At 47.1% G+C, this 16,105-nt stretch carries 7 protein-coding genes; 4 read left to right on the forward strand and 3 right to left on the reverse strand.

Annotation, left to right across the window (positions count from 1 at the left end; all coding sequences use genetic code 11):
* Nucleotides 1-721: 721 nt before the first annotated feature.
* Nucleotides 722-6,238: a hypothetical protein gene (locus tag ACHZA1_RS05985; protein WP_320054320.1), complete on the reverse strand. Its 5,517-nt coding sequence runs from the start codon at nt 6,236-6,238 to the stop codon at nt 722-724.
* A 307-nt stretch (nt 6,239-6,545) separates the two neighbouring features.
* A complete protein-coding gene (locus ACHZA1_RS05990) occupies nt 6,546-8,561 on the reverse strand; it encodes a hypothetical protein (protein WP_320054321.1) in 2,016 nt (671 codons plus the stop codon).
* A 603-nt stretch (nt 8,562-9,164) separates the two neighbouring features.
* Between ACHZA1_RS05990 and ACHZA1_RS05995 the strand changes: the two genes are divergently transcribed.
* The 4 genes from ACHZA1_RS05995 to ACHZA1_RS06010 all read left to right on the forward strand — a co-directional run bounded on the left by ACHZA1_RS05995 (nt 9,165) and on the right by ACHZA1_RS06010 (nt 14,870).
* The gene (locus ACHZA1_RS05995; protein ID WP_320054322.1) at nt 9,165-10,715 is read left to right on the forward strand and encodes a glycine--tRNA ligase; all 1,551 of its coding nucleotides are present in this window, start codon (nt 9,165-9,167) and stop codon (nt 10,713-10,715) included.
* A 281-nt stretch (nt 10,716-10,996) separates the two neighbouring features.
* The gene (locus ACHZA1_RS06000; RefSeq protein ID WP_320054323.1) at nt 10,997-12,481 is read left to right on the forward strand and encodes a hypothetical protein; all 1,485 of its coding nucleotides are present in this window, start codon (nt 10,997-10,999) and stop codon (nt 12,479-12,481) included.
* A gap of 8 nt (nt 12,482-12,489) precedes the next feature.
* On the forward strand, nt 12,490-13,329 hold the full coding sequence (locus ACHZA1_RS06005) for a BT1926 family outer membrane beta-barrel protein (RefSeq protein ID WP_320054324.1): 840 nt from the start codon (nt 12,490-12,492) through the stop codon (nt 13,327-13,329).
* A 20-nt stretch (nt 13,330-13,349) separates the two neighbouring features.
* The gene (locus ACHZA1_RS06010) at nt 13,350-14,870 is read left to right on the forward strand and encodes a hypothetical protein (RefSeq protein ID WP_320054325.1); all 1,521 of its coding nucleotides are present in this window, start codon (nt 13,350-13,352) and stop codon (nt 14,868-14,870) included.
* 127 nt (nt 14,871-14,997) lie between these two features.
* On the opposite strand, the gene ACHZA1_RS06015 is transcribed toward ACHZA1_RS06010, so the two are convergent.
* The gene (locus ACHZA1_RS06015; protein ID WP_320054326.1) at nt 14,998-15,750 is read right to left on the reverse strand and encodes a response regulator; all 753 of its coding nucleotides are present in this window, start codon (nt 15,748-15,750) and stop codon (nt 14,998-15,000) included.
* Between the last annotated feature and the right edge of the window lie 355 nt (nt 15,751-16,105).

Raw genomic sequence — 16,105 nt, forward strand, 5'->3', positions numbered from 1 at the left:
GCTAAATCCGAAAATCGGAATTAGCTTTTCGTGCCGATAGCAGCCAAATCCGGAACTCGGGAACCACTACCATCGCCGATAGCAGCCAAATCCGGAATTCGGAAGCAGCTATTTATGCCGATGGAAATCAAATCCGAGATTCGGAAGAAGAAAGTAATTCCGATAGCAGCTAATTCCCAAAATCGGAAAGCGGCTGTTAGCGCCGATAGATAGTCCAATGCTAATTCCGAAAAGGGGTATTGGCGTCAGGGATATCGCTTTTAGGATTTTTTCGAGCGTTGATTATTGGTTTGTTGGCAGGCATTGGGGAAAAGCCATGCTTCAATTTGTTTCGAGACGCGAGCATCGCGTCTCTACCAGCCAGAATCAGCGTCGCAAGGTTAGAGACGCATTGCATGCGTCTCGTTGTATGGAAGAATTTGGGTTAGCACCAGCGGCCAAGATTTCGAATTTACTGCCACCCAACCGCCACGTTTACCCCAAAATGGGAATCGCACGGCAGCGCGCAACGATAATGGGAGAATGCCTAGCTACTCCCCACAAAAGGCTAGCAACCTGCTGCGGGCTGGCCTATGTTGGTGAGGAACTGGCAACCAAAACCTCGGATCGCCACCATGCCATGCCGGAGACCACAAAATAAGAGCATAAGCACCGTCTGCGCTTAGCATGGGCAGCTGCGGGCAGGGAGCTAAAGCCCCCTGCGGCTACTCCACGCCCCTAGTTACTTGGCCACGCTGTTGCTGATGTGGTAGGGTGAACCGGTAATAGGCACCCTGTAGATGGTAATCTTCTTGGTCTCCCACACGCTGCATCCCCCATCCGATATCTTTACGTAGAGGTAGCGATTAATGGGGACTATAGAGTTCCCTACATAGTAGGAGGCATTGCTGCCAAAATGAATGGCCACATCGCGCCCCGCCGGATTGGCAGGTACAAAATCGCTGTAGGGGTCTATCGCCATGCCACTATTGTCGGTACGGATCGACCAGCTGTAGGTGGCCGTGGTGTTGGACAGCCTGTACTCGTAGGTGCATCCAGCGCATACGCCATCCTTATGCTCCTCCCAGGTGTACGATGGCAGCGACCGTAGCGCAACACTTACAGGTGTGCTGGCAGCCGACCACCCGCAGCCGTTCTTTGCCTTAACCACAATATCCTTACCGGCATCGGACGATGAGATGGCAACCGTATTCTGGCCAACCTCAGCGCCAGCGCTTCCCCCGATGGAAAACTGGTAGCCATCGTAGCCAGCAGGTGCCGTAAGCGTGATGCTTTCGCCAGGACAAACAACAGGCGAAGCAGGAAGCAGCGAAGGCTGTGGGGGAACATCGTTAACCACCATCGCTATACTGGGAGCCGCTGGCGACCACACGCCGCAGCCATACACGCTAACGGTGTAGGTGCTGTTAGCGGTGGGGCTTAGCAGCAGCTGGTTGGCCGTAGGGTTGGAGGCCGTGAGCTGCTCGCCCTGCGATATGCCGTTTATGAAGAACTTATACCGATCGTACCCCTTGGTGGCGGTAAGGGTTAGGGCTGTTCCAGCACATATTGGCGATGGCTTATCGATGCTCAACGAGCCCGATGGGCTTGGCAGCACAGTAAACGGAATAGGGTCGGAGGCCATGCGACTGCAGTAGGTTACGTACACCTGCAGCTGGTGGGCACCAACCGACAGGGCACTTGGCACAACGCCGCTGTAGCTGCCCGCAGCTGTCTCGCCCACCTTTACTCCATCAACCAGCCACTCATACTTCGACCCGCCGTCGGTTGCCGTAAGAGCAATAGAGCCAGCATCGTTGAAGCAGGCGTAACTCTTGGAGGTGCTGATTGTTGGGGTGATGTCGGTATGCACCACCACCGCATCCGATGTGGCCGTGGGCGCGCCGCAGCTGCTAATCACCTGCACGCCTACCCTATCGCCATTGGCAACAGCAGCAGCTAGAGCCATATTGGTGGTAGCGCTAACCGATATAAAGTTCTCCGCCTGGGGCTGATTGGGAAGATTCGCCTCAACACCACCTCGAATCCTATAGAAGCGGTACTTCTTTGCACCAGTAGGAGCCGTAAAGGTGATGGTGGTGCCAGGGCATACGTTGTTGGTAGACATCGTGATAGTAGCAGGGATAACATCTTCTACTGTAAACTCGTAGAAGTCCGACCAGCGATCATCTCCATCGTATTTCGTCCTAACCTTATACGTTCCTACAGCGGAGCTAGTCCATGCATAGGTAGTATATCCCGTATAAGTAGCAATGCGCTTATTGGATACGCTATTGTATATCTCCCAGTTATTTTTGCCAAAGTATAAAGATTGGTTTGTAGTTTTAAATTCGATAGAGGACCCGACACAAAAAGATGAAGACGAGGAAGATGGCTGACTTGGAGGACCAAATGCCTGAAAGGTTGTAACATTTAAAGGATCAGATTCTGGTCCTACACCACAACCTGTATTATAGCCAGCAGCGATTACGCTGGAGGAGTTCAGGAATCGGCTCCAGGTAACATCAACGCTATTATTCCAGTTATTGGTAATAGCACCCGATGCAACGGGATTTAGCCTCCAGTAGCAAGAATCTGGCAAAGAGATTCCTGTTGCACTGTATGTTTGCGTAGCATCATCCCACGACCAAACAAGAGTTTTTCCATCAACGGTAGGCTTACCTGCCCTTTTGTAAACCCTTAACGACTCCATGGTAGAGGAGGCGCTACATCCATTGGCCGTCATGGTAACCTTAAGCTTATTACTCCCTACATTAACGGTATAGCCCGCAAGATTAGCAAGGTCAACCGTCATACGGTTGCTGCTACCTACAGGGGTAAGCACCTTACCGTTCAGTTCGAAGCTATACGAATCGCCCCCACTTGGTGCAACCAGCGTTACCTTGCTATCCTTACATACCTGATTGTCGTTGGGGATATTCGAGTTATCCTCGATGCCTAAGGTAACAACGGGCAGAGGGGTAACGGTCGTCTTTACAGGTGCCGACTCGCCCCAGCATCCCGTAGCGGCATCCTTCACCCTAACGGTTACGGCGCTTTGGTTGCCCAGCGTAGTGGTCTTGTAGGCATACGCTGTTGACGGTCCAGCCACGCTGGTCCCATCGAGGGTAAAGGTGTAGGCGCTGTAGGTGGCGGGCGCTGCTGTAAAGGTAACCGCATCGCCCGCGCATATCTTCGCCTTATCGGCCGTAAGCGTCACCGTAGGCAAGTCCTTCACCGTAAAGGGCTGTGTTTGGGCCGTCGCCGAACAGCCGTTGCCGTCGGTTACCAGCACGCTCACCCTCTCGCCATTAGCGAGCGAGGTGGTTTCAGTGGTGCTTTCGGTACCCAGTACTCCGGCCGCTTGGGTGCCTACGGTAAACTGGTAGAGGCTTCCACCGCTTGCCGATAGCGTTACCTTGTCGCCCTTGCAGATGGTGGTGCTCCCGCTGGTTACCTGTATGGCAGCAGCAGGCTTGGGGTTCACCGTTAGGCTTACCTCATCGCGGCTGCTGCACCCCCGGCTGTCGGTAACCTTAACAGCTACGGGAACGGGGCTTCCGGCAGGCATGCCATAGGTAAGAGTGCTTTTGGAGGCATCGCCCACCTGTACCGATGCTCCATTCACCAAAAACTCGTACGATGCTATGGTTGATAGCAGCCCAAGGTAGCTGGAGCCAGCCCCACTGGCGCTAAGCTTCACGGGAGCACCCTCACAAACGGTGGAGCCGCCAGCAACACTTAGCGATACGGTAGGATTAGGGTACACCGCAACAGTCAACGCCTTCGACGTTCCGACACATCCCTTAGCATCGGTGGCAACAACCCATACACGGGTATCGCCAGCAAGCGAGGTGGCCGTATAGCTGCTTACAGCGGCATTGTCGATGCGAGTAATCGATCCGCTGTCAAGCATAAAGGTATAGGCGCTCATACCTGCTGTTGCCTCGAAGGTAACGGGACTTCCGCCACATACCGCACCAGCGGCATCCGAAGTAAGAGCTACGTTGGGTAGCGGATTAACCTTTAGCTCAAAGGCATTGGCAAGGATGGCGGAGCATCCCGTACTACTGGTGGCCTTCACCGAGTAAGCTGCAGTAGCCGAGGGTGCTGGTATCGTAAACGTAACGGCAGCACCAGTTCCTGAAACAGCGTCACCAACAGCCACGCTTCCCTTGTACAGCTGGTAGCTGGTATTAAGCTCCGATGCGCTCATGGTAACCTTGCCATCGCTTCCGGCACATACGGCAAGCTTATCGAAGGTATAACCAGTAAGCGAGGGTAGCGGATTTACCTTCAACTCAAAGGCGCTAGCCAGCGAGGCCGTACAGCCCGTAGTCGGATTGGTAGCGACAAGGTTGTAACTCGCAGTAGCCGCAGGACTAGGGATGGTAAACGATACCGAAGAGCCCGTTCCTACCGATGGGGCACCAACCGCTGTTGCTCCATTGTAGAGCTGGTAGCTGATACCCGCCTCCGAGCCGCCCATAACCACCGTGCCATCGCTTCCGGCACAAACGGCAGGAGCGGTAAAAGGGTAAATAGCAGAGGTAGCTTTATCTATAAACGATGGTGGCGTGTTTACCGCAAGGGTAAAGGCGTTGGGCAACGAAGCCGTACAGCCCGTAGTCGGATTTGTTGCAACAACACGGTATGTAGCAGTAGCAGCAGGTGCTGCTATTGATATGGTAAGCTCATTGCCCGTACCTGTCTGAGAAATACCTACGGCTCCGACACCGTCGTATAACTGGTAGCTGATGCCGCTCTCAGAACTGCTCATAACCACCGCGCCATCGCTCCCGGCACATACGGCAAGCTTATCGAAAGTATAACCAGTAAACGAAGGTAGCGGATTAACGGAATAGACCTCGGAGGTTGCGCTAGCGGTAGTGGTACCATCGGAGGCAACCACCGACACCTTGTCGCCATTAGCAGGCTTATAGGCATATGTTTTAGAGGTGCCGCTCTGCGATGGAGTGGCAGCCCCATTTACGTAGAAGGTATAGCTGGTGGCCTTGGTCGACTTGGCGGTGAAGGTTACCTCGGTGCCCGCACAAACAGGCGAGGCCACCGATGCTGTAAGCGTTACTGACAGGGGCGCTAGACCAAATGCCTCCTGGTACTGGGTATATTGATTATACAGATCAGCATTCTTCTTCAGCTCATCTGGTCCAATTTTGGCCCCGTTCTGCCCCATCTTGCTAGTCGGATCAAAGGAGTAGATATTGCCACCTGTACCCGAGTTATAGTTGGTAGGTGTATCCAATTTACCAGCAACCAGAAGGTCTCCCTGGATATTCGCGCTACCACCCGTGATCTTTGCCCCACCAAAGATCAGCAGGTTACCGGTATTGGTGATGTCAACGCCCTGATCGGCGGTAAGGCTACCCTTTACCGCCATGGTTCCGGTAATCGTACTATTCGACCCGCTCTTTACATCCCAGTTGCCATGAACGAGGAATTCGCCACTAGCACCCACGTTGATAGGCGTGCTCGATGTAGACAGATTGCCATGTACCGTTACCTTAGATGCCGATGACCCTGTACCTATGTTAACGGGGTTGCTGCTTGAAACCAAGTCCTTTGCAATATCGGCGGTATAGCCGCTTATAAGGGTAGAGGTATTGGAAGTTAAGCTACCGCCTACCGTTAAGGTATTACTCCCATTACCTAAGAATTTTATCTCGTTGCTATTGGCTGTAACATCACCATTAACTCCGATATTATACCCGCTGATTACCGTTGATGTGTTGGAGGTAAAACTTCCCCCAACAGATAAGGTAGAGGTACCGTTACCACTAAAGTTTACGGATCCCCCATTATTTGCAACGAAGTTCTTTCCTACAGCAACGGTAGCATTATTGAATGTAGCACCATTAACCGTAAGATTCCCATCAACCTTTAGCGTTCCATAAACCGTAAGATTAGGTAAAACGGTCATATCCCCCTTTACCTCTAGGGTCCCGCACACGGTGATAGAACCACCCCAGTTGCTGAGGAAGGTTGCCGCGGCGTTGTTTAGCACAACATTTCCGCTAATACAGATAGATTCGGTATTGTTAGAAGGGTTTGGGCTACCGTGATTGCCTGCCCAAGTAGAAGAACTTATCCAATCGCCAGTCACCCCCGTGGCGTTTGTCCAGGTGCTCCCAGAACAGGAGCACTGTCCCCATGCCACTCTAGGAATGGTTAGCAGCAGAATGAAAAGCGCAGCAAGCATCAGCTGCTGCAATGCAGAAGTTTTATGTCCCTTACCCATGGCCTAAAAGCTATAGTAAAAAGTAAATGTCTTATGTATATTAAGGCATATTTAAAGCCAGCGGGAGGGGAATAGCATACTAGAGGAGCGGTTGCATCGCCCTTCTTCCATATCATCCCCACCTAAAGGACAAATATTAACATTTTTCGGGGAACTACACTTTACATAAATAGCTATTAAGAATATTAACAGGGTATGAAAAAGCAGAACCACGGTACATCCATCCCCAATGGCGTACCAACAGAAAAGGCACCAACACGGTGCCTCAACGCTACTTATAGGGTAGTCAGTTCCTCACTACACACTCCTACTTCGCCACGTCATTACTAATATGGTAGGTGGCACCGGTTCGGGCCTGGCGGTAGGCGGTAATCGTATTAGAGGATGCGGAGCATGTTCCGCTGGTAGCAACCCTTCGCAGCTTAAGGATGGTGGCAACAACGGGGCTTCCGGCAACGGTAAGGTCCATGGTCGAGACCGTATTAGCAGCAGATGTACCACCGTAGTTAAACCAGGTGCTCCCGCTATCCACGCTACCCTGCCAGCTGTAGGTTGCACCAGCAGGTGTTGCCGCCTGCGTACTGTTAATGCTTACGGCAGCGCCGGTAAAGCAGAACGGATCGCCTACGGAAGGAAGAATAGTACCACCCGTCACCCCCGAACCTCCACACTTTAGCAGCATGTAGTAGTCGTACAGCGATGGATCGTTGGCCTGCAGGTTGTCCTTTGTCTCAACGCTACCCGATATGCCGTTGGTGCTGGTAGCCCCACCTGCACCGTAAAGATGCCCCCCATTGCTAATGGTAACGGTGTTGCTGTAGGAGTTATTGATCAGCCCATCGACAATAACCCGTCCCTGAAGGTCGGTACTTCCTCCACCACCAGAGTTACCGTTGTAGTTTCCAAGAACGATAAGCACGCTCGACGGGCATAGCTTCAGGCTGTACGAGTTAACCGTCAAGTCGCCCTTCACAATCAGCGTATCGGCGATGAAGTGCCCCCCGCTAATGGATAGATTCCCGGTGTAGGTAACCGTACCCTTTATGTATACGGGTTGGCTTCCCATGCCCGCAGGCACCTTGGGGCTTAGCCAATCGGGCACCATCCACGTGGAGGCATCGCTCCAGTTCTCCACCCTGTTGTCAATAGACTGGTACGATGCATTACCGCCGCAACTACAGGTAGGCGTTGTAGACCCCGACATGGTGTAGCTTACCGTATTTGTAGTAGCATTGCATCCGTTAGCCGAAACAACGTCAACCTTAAAAGCGTGGGTACCTGCGCCAATATTATCCTTCACGAAGGAGTTTGCGCTAGACTGATACAGGAAGTTGCTGCCGTCCATGTAGTAGGAGTACTTGCTACCGGTGGCCCCCCCGGCAACATCGAGCTTAACAATTGGCCCATTGCAATCGGGAGATGGCGTTGTAAGCGATAGTGTGGCAACAGGAGGAATGCAGGGAGCCGTTGCTGCCTGAAAGCAGGTCCCCGTCTTTGCGTAAACCACAAACTGCTTTGCTCCTAGGTAGGTACTTGCTGCAACACTTAGCGTTGGCGATACGCCTCCTGTAGATAGCGGAACTACCGTGTCGGGAGATCCGGGCATCTTTGCGTAAAAGTCGTAGGTAGCATAGCCCGAAGGTGCCGTTAGCACAATGTTCGCTCCGCTTAATGCTGCCGTAAGCGTAAAAGGCGTGCTGGAAGGACATGCGTACTGCGAGAAGAGATCGAGAAGAGCAGGATCGTTAAGGATTAAGTCGTCGAAATTTCCGACGGTACCACCAGCGCCTACCTTAGGAACAAAGCTGCTATCAAAAATGTAGCTTACACCTGTACTTCCCGTCATCGATGTATTCTCATTCAAGGTAACCGTTCCTGCTAAAACAATTTTACCATCGTTGTCTAGATCTATGTTCCCCTGCGCACCATCAACATTCCCTAATACAATAAGGGTTCCCCCCGTTCGAACAACAACATTTGCCTGATTACCCAAGGCTAAATTTCCCCGAATAACCAGTAACCCACCACTACAAACGTATATATTGGAGTTCTTCCCTGTTGAAATATTACCACTTAGCTCTAGTGTTCCCGATATATAAAAAGTATCCCCCGTACCTAGGCTCACATCATGAGTAATAACAACTTGATCGGGAGATTTAATGCCACCACTTCCAATTACGGTTGTTGCGGAGCTTATGGTTGTAGCACTACCAAAAGGACATTGCCCCAACACCTGCTTTGGTGATGAAATAATAATACTTAGTATAGCCACAAGAGCATACAGCGAACGCCTAGTGATACGAGCATTGGTTCTCCTCACCATACAGCCTATTCGATTTAAAAAATTGGAATACCCCTAGCCAGATATTCCCATTACGATTCAAAATACGATTCAAAAGTTAGTACAACTTTGCTGCACATAACCCTACAAAGATTGAAAATAAAAACACGACTCCTTTATGTATCAACAGGAACAAGTAATAAACAATATCAAAAAACGTGTTAAATTACAAGATAGGCAATTTGAGATATGGGGACATGCGGTAGCGAACCTGCCTCTGTATGGAATCTAGGCACAAGATTCGAGTATCAAAACTCAACACAATGGTTCTACCAATCTTACGTCTTGTGTCTTGAATCTTGACAGCACCCTCCCCTCGCCTATCCCCGCCTAACCCTTACAGGCTAGGCTTAATGATTTCTCATCCTCGGAACTTGTATTTCGCCTCTCTCCCTTTTTCCATAATGCAACTCCTTGAAAAGTTATCTACTACGATATTCTATTTTCAATCGCGAGGCCTAGCACCAGAATTCTAAAATCTATTGTCTATTGTCTAATATCTGTTGTCTTGTGTCTTGAATCTTGAATCTTATTTCCCCACAATTTGCTACATTTGCGTTCTATGCATTTAAAATATTGAGCAGCATGAACGAGGATATCTTCAAAAAGCTAATTGCACACTCTAAGGAGTACGGGTTTATCTTCCCATCGAGCGAGATTTACGATGGGCTGGGAGCCGTTTACGATTACGGTCAGATGGGCGCAGAGCTCAAGAACAACATCAAGCGCTACTGGTGGGATGCCATGGTTCGCCTCAACGAGAACATCGTGGGCATCGACTCTGCCATCTTCATGCACCCCCGCATCTGGGAGGCATCAGGCCACGTGGGCGCGTTCAACGACCCGCTAATCGACAACAAGGACTCCAAGAAGCGCTACCGCGCCGATGTGCTGGTTGAAGATCATATCGCCAAGATAGAGGAGAAGATCGAGAAGGAGGTGGAGAAGGCCCGCAAGCGCTTCGGCGAATCGTTCGACGAGGAGCAGTTCCGCACCACCAACCCCCGCGTGCTCGAGAACACCCAAAAGATAGAGGAAATTCGCCACAAGTTGGCCGACGTGATGAACGCCAACGACCTGGAGGCTTTCCGCCAGCTCATCATCGACCTCGACATCGTTTGCCCCATCTCGGGCAGCCGCAACTGGACCGACGTTCGCCAGTTCAACCTCATGTTCTCCACCCAAATGGGCTCGGTGAGCGAGGACGCCAACGTCATCTACCTGCGCCCCGAAACTGCTCAGGGTATCTTCGTCAACTACCTCAACGTGCAGAAGACGGGCCGCATGAAGCTTCCATTCGGTATCGCCCAAATCGGCAAGGCATTCCGTAACGAGATTGTTGCCCGCCAGTTCATCTTCCGCATGCGCGAGTTCGAGCAGATGGAGATGCAGTTCTTCATCCGCCCCGGAAGTGAAATGGAGTGGTACGAGCACTGGAAGCAGTTCCGCTTGAAGTGGCACAAGGCGCTTGGCCTAGGTGATAAGAAGTACCGCTTCCACGATCACGACAAGCTGGCCCACTACGCCAACGCCGCTGCCGACATCGAGTTCGACTTCCCATTCGGCTTTAAGGAGCTCGAAGGTATTCACTCGCGCACCAACTTCGACCTGAGCAGCCACGAGAAGTTCTCGGGCAAGAAGCTCCGCTACTTCGACCCAGAAACTAACGAGAGCTACGTACCCTACGTGGTGGAAACCTCCATTGGCGTAGACCGCATGGTACTTGCCGTTCTTTCTACCGCCTACGACGAAGAAAAGATTACCAAAGAAGATGGCTCGGTAGACGAGCGCGTGGTAATGCGCATTCCTCCAGCACTGGCTCCAATTAAGATGGCCGTTATGCCGCTGGTAAAGAAGGATGGCCTACCCGAAAAAGCTCGTGAAATTATCAACGAGCTGAAGTTCGACTTCATGTGCCAATATGACGAAAAGGACTCTATCGGCAAGCGCTACCGCCGTCAGGATGCCATTGGGACTCCTTTCTGCGTAACCATCGACCACCAAACCTTGGAAGACAATATGGTTACCATCCGCTACCGCGACACCATGAAGCAGGAGCGCGTGCCTATCTCATCGCTTCGCGGCATCATGGACGAAAAGGTTTCGATGCGCAAGCTACTTACACAGCTGATGTAAAAAATAATTTCAGCATATACGGGAGAAGCAGGGCTAATGGTCCTGCTTCTTGTTTTTATACAATCTACAGAAACACTCAAAATACATTTTCAGTATGCTTTTATCTAAAACACCATTTGGGCAGGATATACATATTATTTGCAACATATGCACACATCTCTATAGTATAGTCCTAATCCGTTTGACTCTCATTTTAAGAGGAGTTTAAGATGAATAACTTTGTCTCAATTAAAGTAACTTAAGGTTTAAGGGACAATTCAATCACAAAAATTCAACAATCTATGAAAATGAGATTTGCAAACCTCCTAGGAGGTTTTGTCCTATTGGGAGGATTCCTAGTAGGATGTGTTTCAATCGACGAACCCAAAGGCATCCAAGACATCAGAAGCGCCAAGGTGGACTTTTTAAAAGCACAAACAGCGCTGCAACTTGCAGAAGCAAAACTAACTGAAGCAAAAGCAGCCACCGAAGCAGCGAACGCCAAACTTCAGGAGTCATATGCCAAAGCAAAAGATTTACAAAATGCGGCTGATGAAGCAAAAAGCGAGCAAGACAAAGCCAGATTTGAGCTAGAGTTAAAAGAAATGCAAGCAAATAATCAGGTAACTTTACTTAACCTTCAAACTCAGGTAACAAATGCACAAATTGCCTATCAAAATGCTTTATTCGAACTAAACATTTTGAAGACGACAACAATACCTGAAGAATACATGGCTAAACTCGACAATATCAAGAATAATCTTGCCAGTGTTCTTTACCAGATAACTTCTACAGAAAATAGTATTATAAGTGAAAACTTAGCACTCAACCTTTATGTTGCAAAAGATGCTGTACTATACGACTACGCTTTAAAAAATAGGGTTGCCGAATGCACAAAGAATTTACAACTAGCACAGAGCGACTTAGCCACTCTACAACAGCTAAAGACTACGAATCAAGCAAACGCTGATGAGCAAAAGACTATAATAAACAATAAGCTCACTGCAATCAACGCCGATTTGAATTCTTACAATGCTCAACTAGATAAGCTGAATATTACACTAGCAGATCTAGGCACACAAAAATCTTTATCTGACTTTAATCTCGATATTAACGGGAATGGGAAACAAGACTACAATGCAACTATTGCAATTCCATCTAGCATTAAAACTGATATAAAGAACCAATTTAGCTATCTCGGTGTATTCAGTTCTGATCTTACCTCGCTAAGCATAACTGCAAGTTTAACCAATTTAATTATTCGCCTACAAACTCTAAAGAGTTTTGCAGATAGCAAGAAAACACAAAGCGATGATTGGGCAACTTTAGCAAGTAATGTCAACAAAATCTACGAGTTGAACACAAAAACGCTCAAAGATCTAAATGATGCAAGAATAGACCTCACAAATGACATTGACACAAAAAACCTACAAAAACAATCACTAACAAGTTACATATCCAACCTTGTAGGACAAAAAAACACCTTCAATAATCTATTAACGAATCTTTTCTCAAGCCTAGAGAATAATATTAAGAATGCCACCAAAAACGTATCCGATCTTCAGGTTGAATTAAACGAGGCCAATGCAGATCTAGCAGCATGGCAAAAAGACTATAGCAGAAACCAAAACGACCCTTGGAGTAACTATAGTAACCAAAAAGCTAATATGCAACTAGACATCACCAATCTAGAAAACAACCTTAAGAATCTAAAGGATAAGTTTGATGCTTTAACCAAGCAAAAAGATGAGTTGGTAAAGCTTATTAACGACTATAATAATAAATAGTTGTAATTATGACACTACAAAAAGCAACTGGGATGGTAGTACTCTGCCTCCTAACAACTAGCCTTTTTGCACAAGCAACACTGAGCACAACTGAAGGATTCGCACCTAAGAAAGGCGACTGCCAGTTCTCGCTAGTGTTTGGCAAGGGCCAATTTATTAACGAAAATACATCATACCTGCTATCAGCCTACAACACTACATCGGTTGGGCTTCCTAGCAGCAGCAGCCAATCGGGTTCGCCTGCTACCTATCTTCGATTAGGTAGCATAAACGACAACTCGATGGTTAACATGGTAGGTATGCAAGGGCACTACTTTCTAACCAACAAAGTAGAAGTAAACATGTTGGCAAGTATGAACATCACCCACACCCCAAAGGTAAACTACGGCGAAGGAGATTTAAGCGTTCCTGACATGCCTATTCCTGCATACAAATGGGTGGATGGCGTTTACTCTAACAACTACCTCCTTCAACTTGGTACTAACTACTGGTTTACAACTCACAACCCTCGCCTTTTCCCTTACTTAGGTATTGCTGGGAGTGGTGCTTTAGCAACCATTGCTACAGACCGCCCCTATACAGGAGAGGTAGATAAAGACGGTGATCCCATTGAGGCAACCACAGCCTCATCGCGCTCAGGTTATGCATGGGCAGCTTCAGGTGCTTTGGTAATGGGCTTCGACTACTCCCTTACACAAGGGCTAACCCTTGGATTAGAGGTACAGCCATTTGCCTACACCTACAGCGCCGTAATTATTAAGCCAACAGGTTACGACAAGTTTACTGCAACTAATCACGAGTTCAGAGTATTTCAAATGCCTATGCTTAAGTTAGGCGTTAGATTTTAAGCAACATCAACATTAACAAAATGAAAAGAAGACATTTATATATTATTGCAGCAGCCATGCTAACTGTAACGGCAACCAGCTGCGTAGAGATGCCAGAAGGAAAAGGTATAGATGATGTCTATACTTCAAGAGTTGACTTTATTAAAGCGCAAACAACTCTCAAGGCTGCTGAGTTAAAGCTTAAGGAAGCACAAACTGCTACCGAAAATGCCAGAACCATGCAGATGGAGGCTAACGTAAAGGCTCAAGATTTACGAAACAAGATTGCTGATACAAAAAATGCACAAGACAAGGCTGTTTTTGAAGAACAGCTTAAGCTACTTAAGGCTCAAGACGAAATTAAGTTAGCATGGGCCCAAACAGACTTAGTAAACGCACAAAGGGTCTATCAGCAAGCTCTTGCCAATCTTGAACTACTTACAAAGAACGATATTCCTCTGCAATATCAGTCTAAACTATTTGGCCTAAAGGATAGGCTCAACACCCTTTCATATAACATCAGCCAAAAGCAGTCGGATCTGACTGGTAAAAACCTCTTGTTAGTCTTTACAATGGCTAAAGATACCGCAGGCATTGCAAATAGCTTAAATGACAATATCAAAGTTTGGCAAAACACTTTGGATAATAGCATAGAACAACTAAACTCGTTAAAAGCACTTAAGACGGTACCTGCGGAAGAACAAAAAAACGCCCTTAAAGCTAAAATTGACGCACTTAATGCAGAAATAGCAACCAATACAATTAAAGCGAACATACTTGAAAACAATCGCAGAGAGGCATATACAACATATAGCACAGCATACAACCTGTTATATACTAAATGCGACTACAAGGCTGAAATTTCCATACCTAATGCTATTTCGGGAGAGTTTAATACCTATTTTAGTAACAATCTCGATAAGAAATTCAACTTCCTGTCATCAGATTTAAAGACATATACCTTCGTAGGATGTATTCCCTCAAATTGGTATAATGAAAATGGGAACTGGAACCTCCGAATTGGCCTAATTAATCAACTTAACACCATTGCCTCATTTGTCAATAGTAAAGTATCGGCCAATCCTCCCGCAGCAGAATTAGATGCTTGGAAAATTCTAAAGACTAGCATTTCAAATGCAATGAATAGTTACAGTGCAACCAGTAACGAGCTAAGCTACAATCTGCAACAGGCAACAATAGTTCATAGTGCAAAGAATAATGAATCCAATTCTATAAGCAAATACATATCTTTGCTTACTTCGAATCTATCGGGCTACACCAGTTTATACAACGGGATTACTAGTATAGACGCTCAGATTGCTAATGCAGAGAAGTCTGTTGCAGCCACACAAGCCAATCTAGCAGGAGCGAAAGTTAGTCTTGATACATTTAGGAAGTCCGGTTATAATGACAACAATAACTTTTACTATTTTACTATTTCAGACCTCCGCAAAAGTATAACAAGCATTACCACTGAAGTTGCAGATATGCAAACAGAGTTTGAACTAGTAACGAAGGAAAAAGATGCGCTTATTGCACTAATCAACAACCAGAACAAGTAGCATTGATTAAGCAATAGAACGCAATAATTAAATAAAGAAACGCCACCATGAGTAATTCGTGGTGGCGTTTTTATTAAAAGTAATCAAGAGGCAACTGCCCAAAAACATCAAATTAAGAGGTGTGAATTTAAACAAACTGAAAAACCTCGGCCAACAGACCAAAGTACTTCCTGCTAATTTTCAGATCATCTAGGCGATCGAACGGAGGTAGCATTACACAATGCATATCCTTTATTAGGGCAAGACAATTAACGTTGATTATTGTTTGCTGGTTAATTTGCACAAAGCAAGAAGAATAGCTTAAAATTTCCTTCGCGGTAGTACTCCTTTTAAGATACAATTCGCTACTATCAACATGAAGGATTAGCCATTGCCTCCTTACCCTATTATAAGTAAAGGCCCCTATCTGGTTTGCAAACAAAACCTTAAAACCATACACCGTAGAAACAAGAAAAGATGGACTAGGCAAAGGCGATTCGGCACCAGAAAGAGACGTGATAACATGATCCTTTCTACTTTCTTGGAATCGGTCAAGTATCTTGTCCAATTCATCAAGAGAGAAAGGCTTTAAGAGCACATCAAAAGCCGATACCCTTAGCGCATCAATCACATACTTATCATAAGCGGTATAGAAAACAACCTGCATAGGCCAAGTAACCAACGAACGAAGCTCTTCGAACAGATGAATACCGCTATAGCAAGGAAGCTCCATATCCAAAAAGAGTAAATCTGGCCTCGAGTCTAACACCAACTTCTTTGCTTGCTCGTACAGCGCAGCATATCCAACAACTTCCACAAAACCCTTCCGTCCCAACGCCATTTGTAAAGCACCAATGGCAGCAGCATTATCATCTATAATTGCTACTTTACATCCTATCATAACCAATTCTATTATTATAATATCACTAACAACATCTAAATAATAAGTAGATGCCACAGAAAAATATTTAGAATATTATCTAGTTTGACGATAATAATCCAACAGCACTAAATCAAAGGAAAAACTCCAAGAAAAACACAGCCAATAATTAAAACTAAAAACACTTAAGGCTTCAAAAATAACAAAAAACAACAACATCGAGAACGATAAGTAACTAGTTCGGGATTTCGCTTTTAAAAATTACGCCAGCTAGAATAGGACGTTTACTGGAAGAATGCTCCACCAACGACAAACGAACTTCTTAGTAAATAAAACATTACCACGTAAACACCATGACGTAGCGGAGAGTGCTAAC

Source organism: uncultured Acetobacteroides sp. (assembly GCF_963667355.2).
Taxonomy (GTDB): Bacteria; Bacteroidota; Bacteroidia; order Bacteroidales; family ZOR0009; genus Acetobacteroides.